Source organism: Legionella maceachernii, from assembly GCF_900167045.1.
Classification (GTDB): Bacteria; Pseudomonadota; Gammaproteobacteria; order Legionellales; family Legionellaceae; genus Tatlockia; species Tatlockia maceachernii.
Map to the genome: position 1 here is coordinate 197,944 of NZ_FUXJ01000002.1, position 18,277 is coordinate 216,220.

Genomic DNA, 18,277 nt, shown 5'->3' on the forward strand with positions numbered 1-18,277 from the left:
TAATCGCAGCCGAAATACAGTTGGACTTAAGGGATGATGGATTGTATTACAACAAGGTTTGTTTTTTTAGTTAATAGCTGCTTACGGTTTACAGTATTGCTGTTTATTTTCTTCTACTCAGCGAACAGCCTGGCTGAGTTTTCTTCCAACTATAATTTAGCTTTTTATTACGGTCCTCATCCTCCTTTGGCAAAGTTACGGCTTTTCAAAAACGTGGTGATCGAACCCAGTAGCGGTTTAGACCCGCATGTTCTTGCAACCGCAGATCGAAAAGTTTATGCCTACGCATCCCTTGGCGAAGCAATAAATTTGAATCAATACGGAAAACCTATTGATAAAAATTGGGTGATTGCCAATAACAAAAATTGGCAATCGCTGGTTTTGGATCAATCCAATCCTGCTTGGCAGGCCTTTTTTATTAATCAAATCATTACTCCGCTTTGGGAAAAAGGGTATCGAGGCTTTTTTTTAGATACTCTGGATTCTTACCGAATAGCTTCTGAAGATCCGCAAAAAATGAAAAAGCAGCAAGAGGGAATTATCGCAATAATCCGAGCAATTAAGGCAAAATACCCTGAAGCACGATTGATTCTGAATCGCGGATTTGAAGTTTTACCCGAAATCAAGCCCTTGGTCGATGGCGTTGTTGCTGAGTCATTGTTTAATGGTTGGAATAACCTAAAAAAGGAATATTTTAAAGTCCCTGAAAAAGACAGAGAAAATTTACTGAAAGCGTTATACGCCGTTAAAAATATGGGAATTCCTGTGACAGTGGTAGATTACCTACCCCCTAAAGAAGCTAATGAAGCGAAAGCGGCTGCAAAGAAAATCGCTGATTTGGGGTTTAATCCCTGGATTACTGACGGTTCCCTTAATCAGATTTATTTATCGGACTTTGATGCCTTGCCCCGCAAAATACTATTATTTTATCAAGGCGAGGTTGGAAATGTTGATCAAAAAATAGGTTCTTATCTTTCCTTTGCGGTAAGTATGCCTCTTAATTATATGGGCTATGTTACTGAGCTACGGAATCTTGCTGAACCTTTGCCCACTGATCTTTCAGCAAAAGAGTATGCAGGAGTTGTGGTAGCGGTTGGTGGGCTTTTACCTGGCAGGCAGATGGAGCTTAAAAATTGGTATCAAGGGCTGTTAGAGAAAAAAATACCTCTCGTGATTTTAAATGATTTCGGGTTTCCTCCCGAAGATCAAAATATAAAAATGTTTGGCCTAACTGCGCCTGTAACCTATGATCCTATGCCTATTAGAAAGGTAAAAGTTGTTTATCAGGCTCCTATGATGGGCTATGAAATTCCTCCTTTAGTGACTGCTGAAAATTTTCTATCACTCAAACTTTTAAAAGGGACGAGTTTACTCCGAGCAAGGGATGATAGAGGCAACCTATTTGATGTGGCTGCGATTACCCCCTGGGGCGGGTATTACTTAACGAATAATATCTTACTCCCGAATATCGGCGATTTTTTTCGCTGGACGGTCAATCCGTTTAAATTTTTTAGCCAAGCGTTAAAACTGCCAGAGCAACCCGTGCCTGATCTCACTTCTGAAAATGGTAATCGCTTAATGATGATCCATATCGACGGTGATGGCTTTGCCAATCGAGGAGAATGGTATAATGCACCTTATACAGGAGAAATATTTCGCAAGGAATTTTTAGAACCCTATGCTGTACCTACAACCGTATCCATTGTCCAGGGAGAAATTGCCCCCAATGGGTTACATCCGGAGTTATCACCAGAGTTAGAAAAAATTGCTCGAAAGATTTTTACTCTTCCTTATGTTGAAGTAGCAAGTCATACCTATAGCCATCCTTTTATTTGGTATGAAGCCGAACGGTATAAGGGAAATAAGCCGAATCCCTACACATTAAGAATCCCTAATTATAAATTTAATGTGCATACCGAAGTGGTGGGCTCAGTGGAGTACATCAACAAGAATTTGGTTCCCCCGGGAAAAAAGTGTAAAGTTTTTTTATGGTCTGGGGAAGGCGATGTGCCTGAAGAAGCATTAAAGTACGCTTATCAATTAGGGTTAGCGAATTTAAATCCAGGAAAATTAATTACAAAATCTAAAAACTCTTTAACCCAGGTCTCTTCTTTAGGTCTTTTTGAAGGACCTTATTTTCAGGTATTTGCACCGATAGGAAATGATAATGAAACGATTGCTTTGAATGCACGATTTTATTCTTTAATTAATATTATCCATGCACTTGAGCTTACTGATAGTCCACGCCGTTTAAAACCCATCGACATTTATTTCCATTTTTACACTGTCCAACGACCCGGAGGTATTAAGGCTTTACACGAAATTTATAAATGGGCTCTGTCGCAGCCTATTATGAATATTTATGTTTCTGATTATTTTAATAAAACGCAGGATTTTTTAAACTTAATGATGGCAAAAAAAGGAGATGGTTGGTCATTTATTACAGGGGATTCGTTAAGAGAGTTGCGCGTCCCTAAGTCAATGGGATACCCGGACGTTATTGGCAGTACTAATGTGATAGGCTATAGCGCTTATAATAATGACCATTATATTCATCTCGGTCCGGGGGGGAACTCGTTTTTACGTCTTACTGCTAAACCACCGACCATCCCTTATTTAATTAACTCGACTGCCAGAGTGACTCGCTTTGTGAGAAGAAAAAATGGAATTGATTTTGCTCTGGAAGGATATTTGCCGCCAAAATTTACATTTGCAAACGTAAGCCATTGTTCATTATGGGAGGGGAAAAAAAGAATTCCTCATAAATCCCAAAAAGGTGATCAAAAATACTACGAATTCGCTGAAGGAGTGACACATGAATTCTCCATTCAATGCGAATAAAAAAAGGAAGAGTTTTGGTTGGTGGCAAATGCTCCTTTTTGTATTATTGTTTATTGGCTTTTTGCTTTTTCTTTTTCCTAAAAAATTATTTATTAACACGTTACTTCAAAATAAAGAACCGAGTGCGGTATCGATAAGTTATTTGAAGAATTTAGTGGAAAATAACCCAAAGGATATGAATTTAAGATGGAATCTTGCGCAACAACAATTCCAAGTAGGGCAAATCGAGGATGCTAAAAAAACGATAGCTCCCCTTGTTACCTTTAAACCCAACACCCAATTTCAATGGCGTACTCTCTGGCTTTATTACAAAATTATCAGCATTGAAGCTTTTCAGCTGAAAGAAAAAAGTCTTCCTCGTAAAGAAAAAGAGGCGATTTTAAAATCACTCCGAGGGATTCTTGCGCAATCCCCACAATTAACTTCTAGTGAATTGATTGAGTTAGCCGATAGCGCTCTTGCTTATGAACAACCTGCTTTAGCGAATGAACTTTATCGAAAAATCACGCTTTTGCCAGGGACACAATCCATTGCTTTCTACGCAAAAGCCGGAAGGGCTGCATTATACATTAAGGATTATCAAGGAAGTGCCAATTTTTACCTTACCGCGATGCAGAAGAGTACCTCAATCGATGAAAAAAGGCTTTATTATACTAAAGCACTGGATAGCTTAAGTGCAGGGGGAGTAGAAAGCAAAGCGTTGGAGTTTGCGCAAAAAAACATTGATGGATTAGAAAAGGATAAAAATACTTTAATTTACCTTGCTAAACTCGCTCTTAGGGTTGGGCAGCAGAAAGCAGCTGAGCAATACATTAACCAGCTCTTACAGCTGAACTATCGAGGTTCAGCACCATGAGACGAAAAAAGTATCACACTTTCTTTTTACTTAATTTCCTTTTTCAATCCATTGGACCTTGTAGTTTTGCCTCACCAACAAAAGTGGGATCAGTCGATTCTAAACAATTATTTAATGTCATACTTCCTAAAAAAGGTGATGGTAAACAGCAAAGCGAGTTATTTGAGTTTGTATTGCCCGAAAAGGGGGATAGTAAGCAACAAATCGTACAAATGATTAAGTACGATAAAGCGATTTATGATCTTGCGTATACCGTGTATCTCCAAAGTGGTAATCCGCAAAAAGCGTATGCAGTTGCCATGGCAGCAGTAAAGCAAGAACCTCAAAATAAATTATGGCGGGAGCGGCTTGCACAAGTCGCAATATGGAGTCAGGAGCCGAATGTCGCTTTAGAGCAGTATTTATATTCATGGAAAAATTTTAATGATAAAAATGCCGAACTCAAAGGAAGAGATTTGGCGAAAAAGCTTCATGCGGATAAGACATTATCGGAAATCCTTTTATTTGATCTCAATGAAGGTAAAACATCGGTAGCGAATTGGCATGAATACATTGATATCATGTTGCGCTTAGGCGAAATAAATAAGCTACTGGAGATCCTCGAAAAAAATCGGAGCACTATCCCAGAAACGCTTTATTTGGACACATTAGCGACAATCTATAAAGTAATCGATGAGCCAGTCCTACAGCTAGACATTCTAAAAAAATTAAGCGCTTTAGTGGGTATGCGCCCGGAGATTGCCGAGAGAATGGCACAACTTTATGTGAATCAGGGAAATATTTCCGAGGCCGAACGAGTTATGGCTCTGGCACGCCAAAACAACTCTCCTAAAAAATTAAGCTTTTGGGGTGATTATAGTGTGATTTCCTTTTTAGCGAATAAGCCGCAAGATGAGCTATACGGTAGACGACAATTCTTAAAAGAAAAAAAACCCAGTATGGAAATTTTTTCCCGACTTATTGAGATTACAACAAAAAGCGAGCCTAATTTAGCCTACCAATATGCAAAGCAAGGGATAGCTCAACACCCCAATAATTATTATCTTGCTTCAGTCATTTTTTCTTTGATGAAAAAAGAGCAGAGTATCGATTTTCCAAAATTTGAAGCGCGAATGCCTCCGTCAATTCTAAAATTGCTTCACTACGAGACTACTTTTTGGAGTGCAAAAATTGATTATGAAACCCAATTTGGAGATGAAAATACTGTTTTTCAGACTTATTTGGATGCTATGAATTATCTACCTCATGATCCAGCCTTAGCCGCTGATTTTATGTATTTTCTGATTGAAAAAAATAAATTAGCTTTGTTGAAACAAATGTTGCCATTATGGCAACAAAAATTGCCTGAAAATCAAGTGTTATGGGGACCTTACGCAGAAACGTATGCCCGGTTCGATAATCGATTAATGACGAAATTAATCCTTAATTTATTTTATGATCAGTTTAAACAGTATGAAAATAATCCTTATTGGTTAATCCTATTTAAAGATATTTTAGAAAATTCATTTTATGATATTCAATCTGCACAAGTCAGTGTTTATGCTTGGCCCATTTATTTGAATTTGCTTAGAAATCAAAAAGAGCCTCCTAATTATGTTCAATTGATTGATTACGTCAAATTATCGATGCGGAATGCATTTGGTGATCCTACAGCAGTAGCATTATCCATGCTGGAAAAATATGAGAATAAAGATGTTGAATTGCTGATGCTAACTTGGGCTCTAGGGCATAATGATATCGCCTTAGCAAAAGCAATTTATTCGAATTATAAAGCGAAAAAAATAGAGCCCCCTTTATGGGCGCGCTTGAGTATTGCTCTGGCTCGCCATGATCACACCGCAATGCGGGATATTTTGCGCGATAAAAAAGCAATTGTTTCCTACAGGGATCGCGTGCGAGCTGCAATGGAAATTGATGCGTTGCCCTACGCACAAACGAATGCCTACATGGCATTAAGGCGATACCGAAAAGATCAAGATTTATATGATAATTTTTTTACACCCATAATGCTTAAAAATTCGGATAATTTATTCGTTAGCCAGGAATATTATCAGTATGGAAATGTAGTAGGCCCGAGGACGAATGCGTCTTATACCTATTTTTTAATGCCTAGTTTAAGTTTAACACCCTATAATTCGGTATGGTTTACGCATAATTTACCGGGTCAAAATACGACCTCAGTGGATCAAACCAATAGCAGTATAACGACCACCACCAATCAGGTATTGAGAACAGTGCCCAGTAAGGATGAGCGCGCTGGAGTAAAAATAAGCACCAGGCAACGACGCGGTTACTTAGATCTTGATCTAGGCTATCGTAATAACCTGAGCTCTTTTTTTACTGCCAAAATAACAAGAACCTATACCGCTTTGAGCAATTTGGAATTAACTGCCACTCTAGGATACCATCAGCCTGCAGATGATACGGCTGGTATGCTAGTTGGCGGAAGAAAAAACAATTTAGATTTGGATTTTTATTATCGTCTTCTTAAAAAAGATTTTATTTCAGGAAATTTTAGGCAAAACTTTTTTTACACCCAAGGAGGACAGCATCTGGCGAATGGGACTCAAATTACTCTACGTTATGAGCATAAATTCTGGGATTCCTACCCAGACTGGACCATAACACCCTATGGAGTGGTTACAGATTATTACCATAAAACAACGCAATTGCTCAGAGGCAGCGTTCTTAAATTGGTTCCAGAGAACATCCAACCCAATGTGAATTTCTTAATCCCCGCTGATTTTAATGAATTTGGTTTGACTTTTTCTTTTGGTCAAACCTACATGGAAACTTATACTCATCGATGGCGGCCTTTTGGCTCTGCCACTATTTCAAGGAGTTCAACGGTTGGAATTGGAAAATTATTTAATATAGGTATCGCAGGCATGGTCTTTGGTCGTGATCATTTGTTAATTTATTACGAATGGGGAACGAATCAGGGGCAGGGTATACAAGCTTCACGTTTAGCGAAAATTAGTTATCGAATTTATGTCTAAATAGTCTTATTCGTTGAAGCAGTACTGTTTAGGTTGTATTTTAAAGTGACTTATTAAACAAGGAGTCAGAATGAAATATGGATTAAGAGCCTTGGCCCTAATTAGCCTAATTATTATGGCTGGGTGCACAAAAATTAATTCTTCACAGGTTGTTCCGGTGAATGCGAATGCAAGATGGGGTATTACAGTATTTGCTAATAATACCGAAGTACCGCAAGCTGGCTATCGTGCGATGAATATTACCGCGGGAGTACTTCGCTCAAAAGGAGTGCGCACATTGGTTTTTTACCCTTCTAATGCGAATTGCAATAAATTAATCGTGTGCCCAAATGCTATTCCTTCTGTGAAAGCAGTTTTAACCTGGGCAAAAGAGAAACATCTGAATTATGTGGTCATGGGAGCAGTGAATGAATGGGATTATAAGGTAGGTTTAGATGGTGAACCTATAGCAGGCGTTTCATTACAGATATTTAATGTTAACACTGGCGAGATGATTTGGAGTTCAGTAGGGAGCAAAATGGGGACGAGTCGTTCTGGACTGGCAGTGATAGCCCAGCGATTAATCGACGCAATGCTGTCTTGTTTAAAGATCTGTTAGATGAATATAAAACCGCTACTAAAACAAGTGTGGACTTGGCGCGAACACAGCATATGGATGTGGGGGGAAGCGATAGGTATTACTCTCCTCCTATTAGGGCTGTGTTATTTAACCAATCCACATAATCCTTTGTTTGTAAGAGGAATTTTCCCTTGGCCATGGATCGCTTCGGTCATCGTGGTATTTCAGTATGGATTTGGTCCAAGTTTGTTATCAGCAGGCATAATTGCTATTTTTGCTGTCAGTCAACGCAATGCGGGAGCTATTTCTCTTACTGATTTTCAACTTTATTTATTAAGCGGAGTAACTCTAATATTAATCTGCACCTTATTTAGCTCAAGTTGGGTGAGAAGAATGTTAAATGCAGACGTATTGCAAGCTTACAGTGAAGAGCGATTAAAAAGTCTATCGCGCTCTTATTACATGTTGCGTCTTTCTTCGGATTACCTGGAGCAAAATATTATTTCTAAACCGATGACCTTACGATTAGCGTTTAGGGAATTACAAAAGTTAAATTTAAATGCAGACACGCTTTTATCTCCAGATGTCACTTATTCTTTTTTGCAGCTTATTTCGCAATTTTGCCAAGTTAATATAGGGGGAATTTTTTTATATCAGAATGAGCAGTTAAATCCGGAGCCTTTTGTAGAAATTGGTTTAGTAGGAAGATTGGTGCTGAGTGACCCGCTAGTGAAAAGATGTATTGAATCAGAAACAATTTCTTTTGTAAGTATTAATCAAATCGAAGAAGCAAGCGACTGTATTTATTTGGTGGCAGCGCCTTTAATTACCCGGGAAAATAAACATTTAGGTATACTCATTATTAAAGAAATGCCTTTTTGGAATTTGAATGAAGAGATGTTACGAATCTTAAGTATTCTGACTTACTATTTCAGCCAAGAAGTGAGCGTTTCTTCTGAAGTGGCTGATTTTTTACGTCATTATCCCGATTGCTCTGCCGATTTTGCAAACCAAATAATACGGCTTATCCCGTTAAAAAAAGATCTGGACCTGGATAGCGCACTGGTCGCTGTGATGGTCTCCAAACACCTAAGATCCCATAATGTTATCTATAATTTAAAAAATCAGCATCGAATCCTTGATTCGTTTTGGTCTTTAGAGTTGGATAATTATGATGTCTTAATCACTTTAATGCCTTTTACTTCTTCTGCGGGTATTCATGGCTATATCACCCGAATTAAAAATTATCTGCAGATGGACTTGGGTTTACCTGTAGATAATGTGGAAATAAAGATACGTTCGATGCAAGTTTATGCAGAAACACCTTTTAAGGTTATGCAGTACTTTTTAAATTTTATAAAAGGAAAAAACATTGCCTGATCAAACGGCTTCATCACAAGGATTGGTTAGTGCTCTTTTTCAATCAAATCCACCTATGGATTTGATTCTAAAAGTATTTTTTCTCAACTTAGGGATAAGTGTATTAGTAACTCTTTTAATAATGAATTTAATTCAATTAGATATCATTAAAAGGAAGAAATCATTCGCACTTTTGTCAATCTGCATTGGAGCATTTATTCCTCCTCTAGGGAATATCGTAGTTATCATTGCTGTTTTTCTTCTTAAAAAATACGGTGAAGATTTTCAGCCTATCGAAATTAATTTATACCCTCAAGTGGAGTACGCGAGAAAAAATCCTGTCAAAGTAGTAGCGTATGGCACAAGTTGGGCGGATGTTCGATTACATTCTTCAAATTATTCTCCAGAAGAGCGCAATCAAGCTCTCTACAGTGTCAGTAAAGGTTTACCACGTGATACAAATCGCATTTATAGTTCTTTAGTGTCAGATGATTTAGAAGAGCTTCGTATATGTGCTTTTTCCATGTTAGAAAATCAACAAGATTTTTTGCAAAAAAAAATTAATCAATTTCTAAAAAAATATGAAGAAATACTTGAGCCAAAGAAAAAGGCCTTTATAACGAAACAAATCGCTTTACTCTATTGGGAATTAGTTTATCGCAATTTAGCAGATCAAGAATTCCGCTCCATATTATTGGAACAAAGTAATTTTTACGCCAATATAGCTTTGGAAATACTATCCGATGATACGACGCTGCTTATCTTATTATCGAGAATAAATATGGAAAATGGGCAAATAAAAGAAGGCCTTTCCAATTTATCGATGGCTTCGAAATACAACGCTCCAAATAGCAAAATCTATCCGTATTTAGCAGAGTTAGCGTATAAAAAAAAGGAATATAATACAGTGAAAGAATACCTATGTTCGGATGCATCGTTTCGTTATATTTTAAGGATAAATAAAATCGTCGAATTCTGGTGTAAAAAATGATTACTTATTTGTCTGAAAAACAGGCCAAAGAAGTGGATATCGCTCTACTCCTTGAGAGTTCCTATCCTTTTATTTTGGGCGGAGTCTCTACGTGGGTGCATCAGATTATAGAAAATTTTCCCCAATACACCTTTGCTCTTATTTTTTTAGGTGGGTCACCTGAAAATTATAAAGAAGGAATACGTTATAATATTCCAAAAAATGTTACTCACTTTCAGGTCCATTATCTTTTTGACGAAGATGAGCCGCCTCCACCTAAAAAAAGCTTAATAGGCAATGAAGAAGGATTTCTGTTTATTAAACAAATGCATGATTTATTTAAATGCCCAACTGCTGAAAACTTAAATCAAATTGCTGATATCAGTGAAATTATGAATGATCCTGCAGGGGTGGATTATGAGCAGTTTTTATACAGCAAATTAAGTTGGGATTTTATTAAAGATGAATACACTAAACAGTGCGAAGACTCTTCCTTTATTGATTATTTCTGGACTGTAAAAAACATTCATAAGCCTTTATGGAAGTTAACGCATATTCTTACGAATTTCCCCAAAGTAAAAGTAGTCCATACTATCTCCACGGGATATGCGGGGCTATTGGGTTTTTTTATTCATCGGCATTTTAATTATCCCCTTATTTTAACGGAGCATGGTATTTATACGAAAGAACGTAAAATTGATATCTTTTTAAGCCAAATTTTTCGAGACGATCCTGACCGAACTTTAACCGAAACAAGTTACTTAAGAAACTTATGGGATCGCTATTTTAAAACACTAGCTCAGTTAACTTATCATGTTGCTGACCCTGTAATAAGTTTATTTAGTCATGCACACCACATTCAGGTAGAGGAAGGGGCGGATCCTAAGAAAGCGTTGATTATCCCTAATGGAATTAATATCGATCGATTTAAGAAATTAAGACGGCCTTTAGAAGAAAAGTTTCCAGTGATTTGTTTCGTTGGCCGCATCGTACCGATGAAAGATGTGAAGGGCTTTATTAGAGCCGTGCCGAATTTGCACAATATAATGCCGGAGTTAAAGGTTTGGATCATTGGTTCAACCGATCAAGATCCTCAATATGCCCAAGAATGCCTTGAGTTAGTCGAAAATACTTTACTGCAAGATATTATCGAATTTTTTCCACATCAAAAAATGGAGGATATTCTACCAAAAATTAAGATTTTAGTGTTACCTGCCATTAGGGAAAGTATGCCATTTGTTCTTCTGGAAAGCTTTGCTGCGGGTGTCCCCGTGGTAGCCACTGATGTGGGAGCATGTAAAGAAATGATAATGGGTATCAATGAGGAAGATGCTGCATTAGGTCCAGCAGGAAAAATAGTGAGGGTTTCCGACGCAAAAGACTTAGAAGCGGCTATTTTGGAAGTTTTAAGCGACCCTGAATTATGGAATCAAATGAGCCAGTCTGCGATTAAACGTGCAGAGAAATACTATGATGAAAAAATAATGATCGCAAAATACCAGCAAATATACGAAAGCACTATGAACAAGGGATAGTAAGCAATGGCGGGAATTGGATTCTCTTTACGCAAAATTTTAAATCACGAAAGTATCACACGAACAGTAGCCGCTTATACCGTTGCAGGCATTATTGGTGGTGGGCCATGGTTAATTTCAATATTAGGCATTATTTCCTTATCCATTATTATTGCTCAAATCCCCGCACAACATGAAGCCATCACTCAATTTCAAATCTCTATTACCTATTTAATTGCAGGTAGCTTAATTTTTAGTGGCTCTGCGGGAAATAGCTTTTCTCGTTATGCCGCGGACCAATTATTTTTAAATAGGCCCACCTACCTCATCTCTAACCTAAATGGAGCAATGCTTGTGATTTCGGCATCAGCCGGTATTTTTTCATTTTTCTTCGCCTTGATTTTTTTCTCACAACAAGATGTGGCTTATCGATTGTTATTAATGGGAAGTTTTGTTGTTCTATCCAATATTTGGGTTGTGATTACGCTTCTTACTGCTTTAAAAGATTACACCATTATTTTAAAAGCATTTTCACTGAGCTACTCCATTATTGTTCTTTTAGCTTATTGGTTACGTCATCATGGGCTAGACGCCTTCCTATTCAGCTTTTTAATTGGGCAAATGGTGTTATTACTCAATTTACTGATTGTTCTTTACAAAGAATATCCTACTAATTCGATCATTGATTTTCATTTCATGAAAAAAGGGAGCATGTATAAGTTATTAATTTTTAGCGGGTTGTTTTTTAACTTAGGTGTATGGGTGGATAAATTCATATTTTGGTATAATGCGAGTACAAGTTATGCGGTTATCGGTCCTTTTCGTGCTTCAATAATCTATGATCTCCCTATATTCATTGCTTATCTGTGTTTAATACCCGGTATGGCTGTTTTTCTTTTACTCATAGAAACTAATTTCTCTGATTATTACAATCGTTTTAACGAAGCGATACGCAATGGAAAGTCTTTGGATTATATAAAGATTGCAGGTGATCAAGTCAATACTTATGCCTTAAATGTGATTTACTCCATTGTTAAAATTCAAGCCTTAGTCATCATCATTATGCTACAGTTTGGTGAAAAGATTTTGGCTTTATTAAATATTTCCATTCTTTATTACAACTTGCTTTATATTGCAGTGATAGGGACAAGTTTACAGGTTTTGCTCCTAGCGATAGTTGATATTTTATACTATATGGATAGAAGATGGGATGTATTCGTTATTTCCATTGCCTACTTCATTTTAAATTTGGTGTTTACCTTGCTTTCGATTTATATGGGACCTTTTTATTATGGATACGGATTTACTCTTGCTTTAGCGTGTGTGTGTGTTTTAGGAATGTATTTTTTAAATGAGGAGTTCAATGATCTTGAGTATAAAGTGATCATGTTAAGAGGATAGTATGGATACTTATCTAGTGACTGGAGGAGCTGGCTTTATAGGCTCACATTTGTGTGATCAATTAGTTAAATATGCTAAGGTTTATGTCTTAGATAACCTTTCTACTGGCCGTAAAGAGAATCTTCCTAAAGAAGCGATCTTCATTGAAGGCGATATTTGTGACTATCAGTTAGTCAGAAGTCTTATGGAAAAAGTAAATGGATGTTTTCATCTTGCTGCTTTGGTTTCCGTACCGCTATGTAATGAAAATATCTTGAAAGCCCATGAAGTCAATTTAACAGCCACAGTAAATCTTTTAAAAACAGCAGGAGAGCTGTCGAGTGCTTCTAGATCTCTTCCTATCGTATTTGCCTCTTCCTGCGCCGTCTATGGTAATAGTTTGCATTTTCCCATTAAAGAAAATGCGCCGTTATCTCCCATCTCTATTTATGGGTATACCAAACTTGCAGCTGAATGCTATGCTCGATTTATCAGCGAAATACACAAGCTGCCTTTAACTGCATTACGACTTTTCAATGTGTATGGACCCAGGCAAAAATTAGATAGTCCTTATTCAGGGGTAATTTCAATCTTTTTAAATAATTTATTGCACGATAATCCCTGCATTTTTTACGGTTCAGGTGAACAATCAAGGGATTTCATTTCTGTAGAAGATGTTGTTCTTTTCTTGATGAAATCGATGGCGACTTCCAGCCGTACTGTGCGAACGTATAATGTGTGTACTGGAAAAAGTACTAAAATAAAGACAATAGCTAATTTATTAAGCCAAGAGCTAAAAAAAGAATTAGTCATTATGCACAAACCACAAAAAATTGGTGATGTTGAATGCTCGTTGGGGGATCCATTTTTAGCGAGAGAAGAGCTTGGCATTTTTGCAAAATCCTCAATTGAATCTGGATTAAAGAATCTGGTAAAAACAATGACAGAGAGGGCTTGAATGAGAATAACCTACTTAGGCCATGCAGGATTTTATGTTGAGTCTGAAGCAACCATTATCATCATGGATCCCTGGCTTTCACGTTATGGTGCATTTGATTCGGCTTGGTTTCAATTCCCTCGAAATAGTCACATGATTGATTATGTTTTACAGCATTTTGAATCTTCACCGAAAGACAAATACATTTACATTAGCCATGAACATAAGGATCATTTTGATATTGAATTCTTAAAAATGCTAAAAAAAAGGAATTTTAAGTTTATTTTGGCTAATTTTCATCGTTCCATTGTTAAGGAACAATTAGAAGCTATCAATTATCAATGTGACGGAATTATTTCTTTAAATTACGAAGAGGAATTTGCCTTAAAAGACGGTAATCTTCGATTATTTGTGCTGGATGCAGAACTGGATTGTGATTCTGCGATCCTTGTTAAAGCAGATTCAAAAAGTTTTTTAAATATAAATGACTGTAAGTTGCATGAAAAATTAGAGAAAATTGTAAAATTGCATGGAAAAATAGATGTTTTTGCAGCCCAATTTTCGGGGGCGATATGGCATCCCGTTTGCTATGACATGCCTCAGAAAGATTACCAAAGAGTTTCTCTAAAAAAGCGAATGAATAAATTCTCTATTGTTGCGAGAGCAATAGAAACCGTGATGCCTGTGGTTTATATTCCTTCCGCTGGTCCTCCCTGTTTTCTTGATCCTATGCTAATGCCTATTAACTTTGAAAAATTCAATATTTTTCCTAAAGCGCCGGAGTATCTCAGGTATTTAGACAAGCACTGTAAAGCGACGGATACCTTATGGCCTGAAATTATGCCGGGTGACATTTTAGATGTTGATACGGGGAAATTTATTCATTTATCCGAAAACAGAGTAACCGAACCCGAATATGAAAATTACATCAAAGCTTACGCTGATGAATATAAAAAGTATTTCCAGCAAAGAGAAGTAGAAAATAAAAAAATTTCTCCTCAAGAGGTGTTTATTGATTTACGACGAGATCTTGAGGAAAAAATGAAAAATGTAAATTTAGTGAATGTGAAGGTGAACACTATTTTGTATTGGCGAATCAGTGATTATTCAGACATGATGTACCGGATTGATTTAACCGATAAAACTATCACAACCACTCAAGAGATTTTGGATCCAGACAATTATTGGAAAATTGAAGCACCCGCATGGCAAGTTAACAAAGTTTTAAAAAATGAGATGAATTGGCCCGATTTTGTTCTTACCTTTAGGGTTAAGCTTAAACGAAATCCAGATCTCTATGATATTGTAACGCATGGGTTTGTGGCCTTGGATGCTGTTGAAATTGGACGATTTTGTGATTTAGTTGAGCGCTTTCATGCCAATAATAAAGATCGAATTGTTGTGGAATTTGAAGGCAAACGTTATTCGATATTGCGCTGGTGCCCTCATTTGGGAGGCGATCTTAGTGCGGGTTGGTTAGACAACCAGGGATGCTGGGTATGTCCAAGGCACCAATGGCATTTTGATCTTCGCAATCATGGGCAGTGCGTAACGAGCACCGAAAGTATCCACGCGATTTGCTTGGATGATAAGTCGACAGCAGAGAAAAAAGAGAAAGATTAAGCAATGAAGACGTGCAAGCGAGGCTAATCACGCCTGAGCATGTCCGAATGCGCTAATAACTGCTTTATTCCATTGTTCAGGTTGTTCTAAATTTGAGAGATGACCGGCGTCAGATAGTACAACCAATTTACTGTTTTTCGCCAAGGCATGCATGTTGGCACTTTGTTGAGGTGGAATAACAAAGTCTTTGTCGCTGGTAATAATAAGTACCGGCAATGTGGTTTGTGCAAGAACTTGAGAAAAATCTTTACGTATTGACATACCACGTAGCGCTGACGCTAAGCCAAAAGGAGTTTGGTCTAATAAAATGTTTTGTAAAAACAACCGGATTTGTTGAGGAGCCTCAGCAGATAAGGCATTACTCATAAAATTGTTTACAAATTTCTGTGTTCCATCAATAAGCACATCGGAGGCAAGGGCGTTATTTGATTTTGTTATTTCGGGACCATCGGTTACCGCCTGGGTGTTTGAGAGAATTAATCCTTTGACTCTATTCGGGTATTTATCAAGAAACGCAAGAGCAATATAGCCGCCCATGGAGGTCCCTCCAATAATTGCTTTCTTAATGGTGAGTTGATCCAGCAATTGTGCCACTTCATCAGCATATTCATTCATCGTGACGGCTAATCCACTAGTCCCCTCTGAGTAACCAAAGCCCCACAAATCGAGACTAATTACACGAAAATATTGCTTCAAGCCTTGTTGTTGGGGTAGCCACACATTTTTATCCGTAGGGAAAGCATGGAGTAAGACTAAAGGTTCCCCTCGTCCGAAATCGGAATAAGAAATGTATTTAGTATAGGTGGGGGAAAAAGCGAATGAATGAGAAAGGCTCAGAAAATAAGCACTGATACAAAACAGAAAAAACATAAAATAGGTTTGTTTGCACTGGGTAATGGTTTTCTTGTTATTCTTCAATTTATTATCCCTTCAAACTTGCATACGCTGATTATGGCACTGGGACCTCGTAGATAACAATATTTTAAAGAGCAATTTACAAATCTTCATCATTTTTATTCGGATTTTATAAGTAGCTAAAGCTATTTTGGGCGTTATTTGGATATAATCTAAGCTAATACTTAACCGTATTCATTGCGGCTGGTGAGGAGTATGACAAATGGAATTAAAATGTATCTTAAACTTAAACAAAGTCGCGTTGTCCCTATTAATGCTCATTCCGTTCATTCTGCACGGGGATCCGGTAAGAGATCAGCCTCTTACGTTGAATGTAGTGAGTGAGTCTATTCGTGTGAATGGCAAGTCAAGTACTGTGTTTAATATTCTTCAGCCCAATGGAAAAATGGGTTTTGAAGGCGAAAAAGGTCAGGAGTTTAATGTACTCGTCGTCAATAAAACGAATGTCCCCATTGTGATTCATTGGCACGGATTAATTGATCCTAATAATCAAGATGGTGTTCCCTACGTGACCCAATTACCTATACCCGTTGGTGGAAAACAACACTATCGCTTTAAACTTATTCAAGCCGGCACTTTTTGGATGCATTCTCATGAGGAATTGCAAATTCAGAAATTAATGGCAGCACCGTTAATCATTCACGATCCCAATGAAAAGAAGGTGGCTGACCAAGAAGCGGTGGTTATGTTGCAAGATTTCACCTTCCGTGATCCAGAGCAGGTGTATGCTGAGTTGCGCCATAAACATCCTCTGAACAATGACATGAGTGGTATGAACATGACGGGCATGAACATGGAAACGATGGATCTCAATGACGTAAAATTTGATGCCTATTTGGCAAATCGGAGAACGCTTAAAAACCCAGACATTATTCGAGTAAAACCAGGTTCTACGCTTCGTTTACGATTAATTAATGCTTCGAGTAGTACTAATTATTGGATTGAAACCGGAAAATTGTCAGGCCAAGCTATTGCTGTCGATGGTGCTGCAGTTAAACCCCTAGCAGCGGAGCGGTTTGAATTAGGTTTGGCAAATCGCTTAGATATTCTGCTTACTATCCCAAAGGGCGAGGGAGCTTATCCTATATTGGCACAGCCTGAAGGGACTAACAGTCAAACTGGTGTCATTCTTGCGACTGCGAACGCCCTAATTCCTCAGCTCAGCGAGACGGCGAATACCACAGCGCCTGCGCTGAATAATTCCCAAGAGCATCAACTTAAAGCCATAACTCCATTACCCCAAAAAACAGTCGATAAAGCCTTAACGTATACGCTTGAGGGGAATATGAAAACGTATGTTTGGACAATAAACAATGAAATATGGCCAAAAGTAACTCCATTTATTATTGATACAGGACAGCGTATAGAGATTGAATACATTAATCACTCAGCGATGGCTCACCCCATGCATTTACACGGACATGTGTTTCAAATTACTGAAATGAATGGCAAGCCCATAACCGATGGCCCTTTACACGACACTGTATTGATTCTACCTAATGCCAGTATGAAGCTGCAATTTGATGCGGACAATCCAGGCATTTGGTTTATGCATTGCCATATTCTCTATCATGCAAAAGGCGGGATGGATACCACGATAAATTACCGCAATTATCCAGAACCTGATTTTTATAAAAGGTTAATTGGTTCAGGGGCTATGTCGTCAATGGATAACAGAAAGTGAAAAAAACTGATCAACTATATGAAAATATGTTAAACTTTGCACTCATCTTCGGAATAAAGCTGTATTAAAAGAGGGCATTCATGAAAAATCCTGCCAGTTTTTTTGCTGCCATGAAAAAGGATTATGCGTCATTAGAACGTTTTCGAAACCCAGATAACCCCTTCGCTGTGGAAAGGGCTAAAAAAACCATTGAATTCATTTTTGCTGCGCCCTATCTTCCTGATGATTGTCCTAAAGAGCTCAAAGAGAATATAGAACACCAGGCAAAAGTCTCCAATAACTTACTGGCAGAAATAGTGGATTGTAATTTAGGCGCTCAATTAAAAGCGGCCCAAGCGCTGCTTGAAGAGCAAACACAAAAATTTAATTCTTACGCGGAATTATATAAAAAGGGATTGGTTAGTGATTCTCAAGTTTTGGATCAATTAGTTCAAGAGAGCTCTAAAACAGCTGACTTAGTATACCAACTTGTTGAGAACTTGAATGCGCAGAAAAAAGAAATCCTAAGCATGGCGAAGAGTGCTGCTGCGCTTAAACAGGAGCGGAGGAAAGAAAAGGATTATTCTCCGGAAGACGACACGGATGAGATTTTAGAAACCTCTCTCACTATCCGTCCATAAACTTCTCAGTGGATTAGGTG

The 18,277-nt window shown here is 37.7% G+C and carries 13 protein-coding genes; 12 read left to right on the forward strand and 1 reads right to left on the reverse strand.

Going from position 1 to position 18,277, the window contains the following annotated elements; translation table 11 throughout:
• Positions 1-33: 33 nt before the first annotated feature.
• The 10 genes from B5D33_RS00870 to B5D33_RS00915 all read left to right on the forward strand — a co-directional run bounded on the left by B5D33_RS00870 (position 34) and on the right by B5D33_RS00915 (position 15,038).
• The gene (locus B5D33_RS00870; RefSeq protein WP_058452429.1) at positions 34-2,841 is read left to right on the forward strand and encodes a bifunctional glycoside hydrolase/polysaccharide deacetylase family protein; all 2,808 of its coding nucleotides are present in this window, start codon (positions 34-36) and stop codon (positions 2,839-2,841) included.
• Positions 2,816-3,697 carry a tetratricopeptide repeat protein gene (locus B5D33_RS00875; protein WP_058452430.1) on the forward strand — a complete coding sequence of 294 codons (882 nt, stop codon included), beginning with the start codon at positions 2,816-2,818 and terminating at the stop codon, positions 3,695-3,697. The genes B5D33_RS00870 and B5D33_RS00875 overlap by 26 nt, the downstream gene beginning before the upstream one ends.
• On the forward strand, positions 3,694-6,696 hold the full coding sequence (locus B5D33_RS00880) for a tetratricopeptide repeat protein (protein WP_058452431.1): 3,003 nt from the start codon (positions 3,694-3,696) through the stop codon (positions 6,694-6,696). Before B5D33_RS00875 ends, B5D33_RS00880 begins: the two co-directional genes overlap by 4 nt.
• Positions 6,697-6,766: 70 nt before the next feature.
• Complete coding sequence (locus B5D33_RS00885) at positions 6,767-7,294, forward strand: hypothetical protein (RefSeq protein ID WP_058452432.1); 528 nt, start codon at positions 6,767-6,769, stop codon at positions 7,292-7,294.
• Entirely contained in the window at positions 7,295-8,635 is a 1,341-nt protein-coding gene (locus B5D33_RS00890) for a PelD GGDEF domain-containing protein (RefSeq protein ID WP_058452433.1), read from the forward strand. It abuts the gene before it with no gap.
• A complete protein-coding gene (locus B5D33_RS00895) occupies positions 8,628-9,605 on the forward strand; it encodes a hypothetical protein (RefSeq protein ID WP_058452434.1) in 978 nt (325 codons plus the stop codon). Before B5D33_RS00890 ends, B5D33_RS00895 begins: the two co-directional genes overlap by 8 nt.
• Positions 9,602-11,119 (forward strand): GT4 family glycosyltransferase PelF, encoded by a 1,518-nt coding sequence (gene pelF, locus B5D33_RS00900; RefSeq protein ID WP_058452435.1) that lies wholly within the window; start codon positions 9,602-9,604, stop codon positions 11,117-11,119. The genes B5D33_RS00895 and pelF overlap by 4 nt, the downstream gene beginning before the upstream one ends.
• 6 nt (positions 11,120-11,125) lie before the next feature.
• Entirely contained in the window at positions 11,126-12,499 is a 1,374-nt protein-coding gene (gene pelG, locus B5D33_RS00905) for an exopolysaccharide Pel transporter PelG (RefSeq protein WP_058452436.1), read from the forward strand.
• A 1-nt stretch (position 12,500) separates the two neighbouring features.
• Positions 12,501-13,436, forward strand: coding sequence for an NAD-dependent epimerase/dehydratase family protein (locus B5D33_RS00910; protein WP_058452437.1), 936 nt, complete (start codon positions 12,501-12,503; stop codon positions 13,434-13,436).
• Positions 13,437-15,038: a Rieske 2Fe-2S domain-containing protein gene (locus tag B5D33_RS00915; RefSeq protein WP_058452438.1), complete on the forward strand. Its 1,602-nt coding sequence runs from the start codon at positions 13,437-13,439 to the stop codon at positions 15,036-15,038.
• A gap of 27 nt (positions 15,039-15,065) precedes the next feature.
• On the opposite strand, the gene B5D33_RS00920 is transcribed toward B5D33_RS00915, so the two are convergent.
• Positions 15,066-15,956, reverse strand: a complete 891-nt coding sequence (locus B5D33_RS00920; protein ID WP_234802420.1) for an alpha/beta fold hydrolase — start codon at positions 15,954-15,956, stop codon at positions 15,066-15,068.
• A 199-nt stretch (positions 15,957-16,155) separates the two neighbouring features.
• On the opposite strand from B5D33_RS00920, the gene B5D33_RS00925 reads away from it, so the two are divergent.
• Positions 16,156-17,637 (forward strand): multicopper oxidase family protein, encoded by a 1,482-nt coding sequence (locus B5D33_RS00925; RefSeq protein ID WP_058452439.1) that lies wholly within the window; start codon positions 16,156-16,158, stop codon positions 17,635-17,637.
• 80 nt (positions 17,638-17,717) lie between these two features.
• Positions 17,718-18,257 carry an HlyD family secretion protein gene (locus B5D33_RS00930; RefSeq protein WP_058452440.1) on the forward strand — a complete coding sequence of 180 codons (540 nt, stop codon included), beginning with the start codon at positions 17,718-17,720 and terminating at the stop codon, positions 18,255-18,257.
• The last annotated feature ends 20 nt before the right edge of the window (positions 18,258-18,277 follow it).

Bases quoted from the DNA above. Each gene is read 5' to 3' on its own strand.
- B5D33_RS00870 (WP_058452429.1), top strand. From the start codon at position 34: ATGATGGATTGTATTACAACAAGGTTTGTTTTTTTAGTTAATAGCTGC.
- B5D33_RS00875 (WP_058452430.1), top strand. From the start codon at position 2,816: ATGAATTCTCCATTCAATGCGAATAAAAAAAGGAAGAGTTTTGGTTGG.
- B5D33_RS00880 (WP_058452431.1), top strand. From the start codon at position 3,694: ATGAGACGAAAAAAGTATCACACTTTCTTTTTACTTAATTTCCTTTTT.
- B5D33_RS00885 (WP_058452432.1), top strand. From the start codon at position 6,767: ATGAAATATGGATTAAGAGCCTTGGCCCTAATTAGCCTAATTATTATG.
- B5D33_RS00890 (WP_058452433.1), top strand. From the start codon at position 7,295: ATGAATATAAAACCGCTACTAAAACAAGTGTGGACTTGGCGCGAACAC.
- pelF (WP_058452435.1), top strand. From the start codon at position 9,602: ATGATTACTTATTTGTCTGAAAAACAGGCCAAAGAAGTGGATATCGCT.
- pelG (WP_058452436.1), top strand. From the start codon at position 11,126: ATGGCGGGAATTGGATTCTCTTTACGCAAAATTTTAAATCACGAAAGT.
- B5D33_RS00910 (WP_058452437.1), top strand. From the start codon at position 12,501: ATGGATACTTATCTAGTGACTGGAGGAGCTGGCTTTATAGGCTCACAT.
- B5D33_RS00915 (WP_058452438.1), top strand. From the start codon at position 13,437: ATGAGAATAACCTACTTAGGCCATGCAGGATTTTATGTTGAGTCTGAA.
- B5D33_RS00925 (WP_058452439.1), top strand. From the start codon at position 16,156: ATGGAATTAAAATGTATCTTAAACTTAAACAAAGTCGCGTTGTCCCTA.
- B5D33_RS00930 (WP_058452440.1), top strand. From the start codon at position 17,718: ATGAAAAATCCTGCCAGTTTTTTTGCTGCCATGAAAAAGGATTATGCG.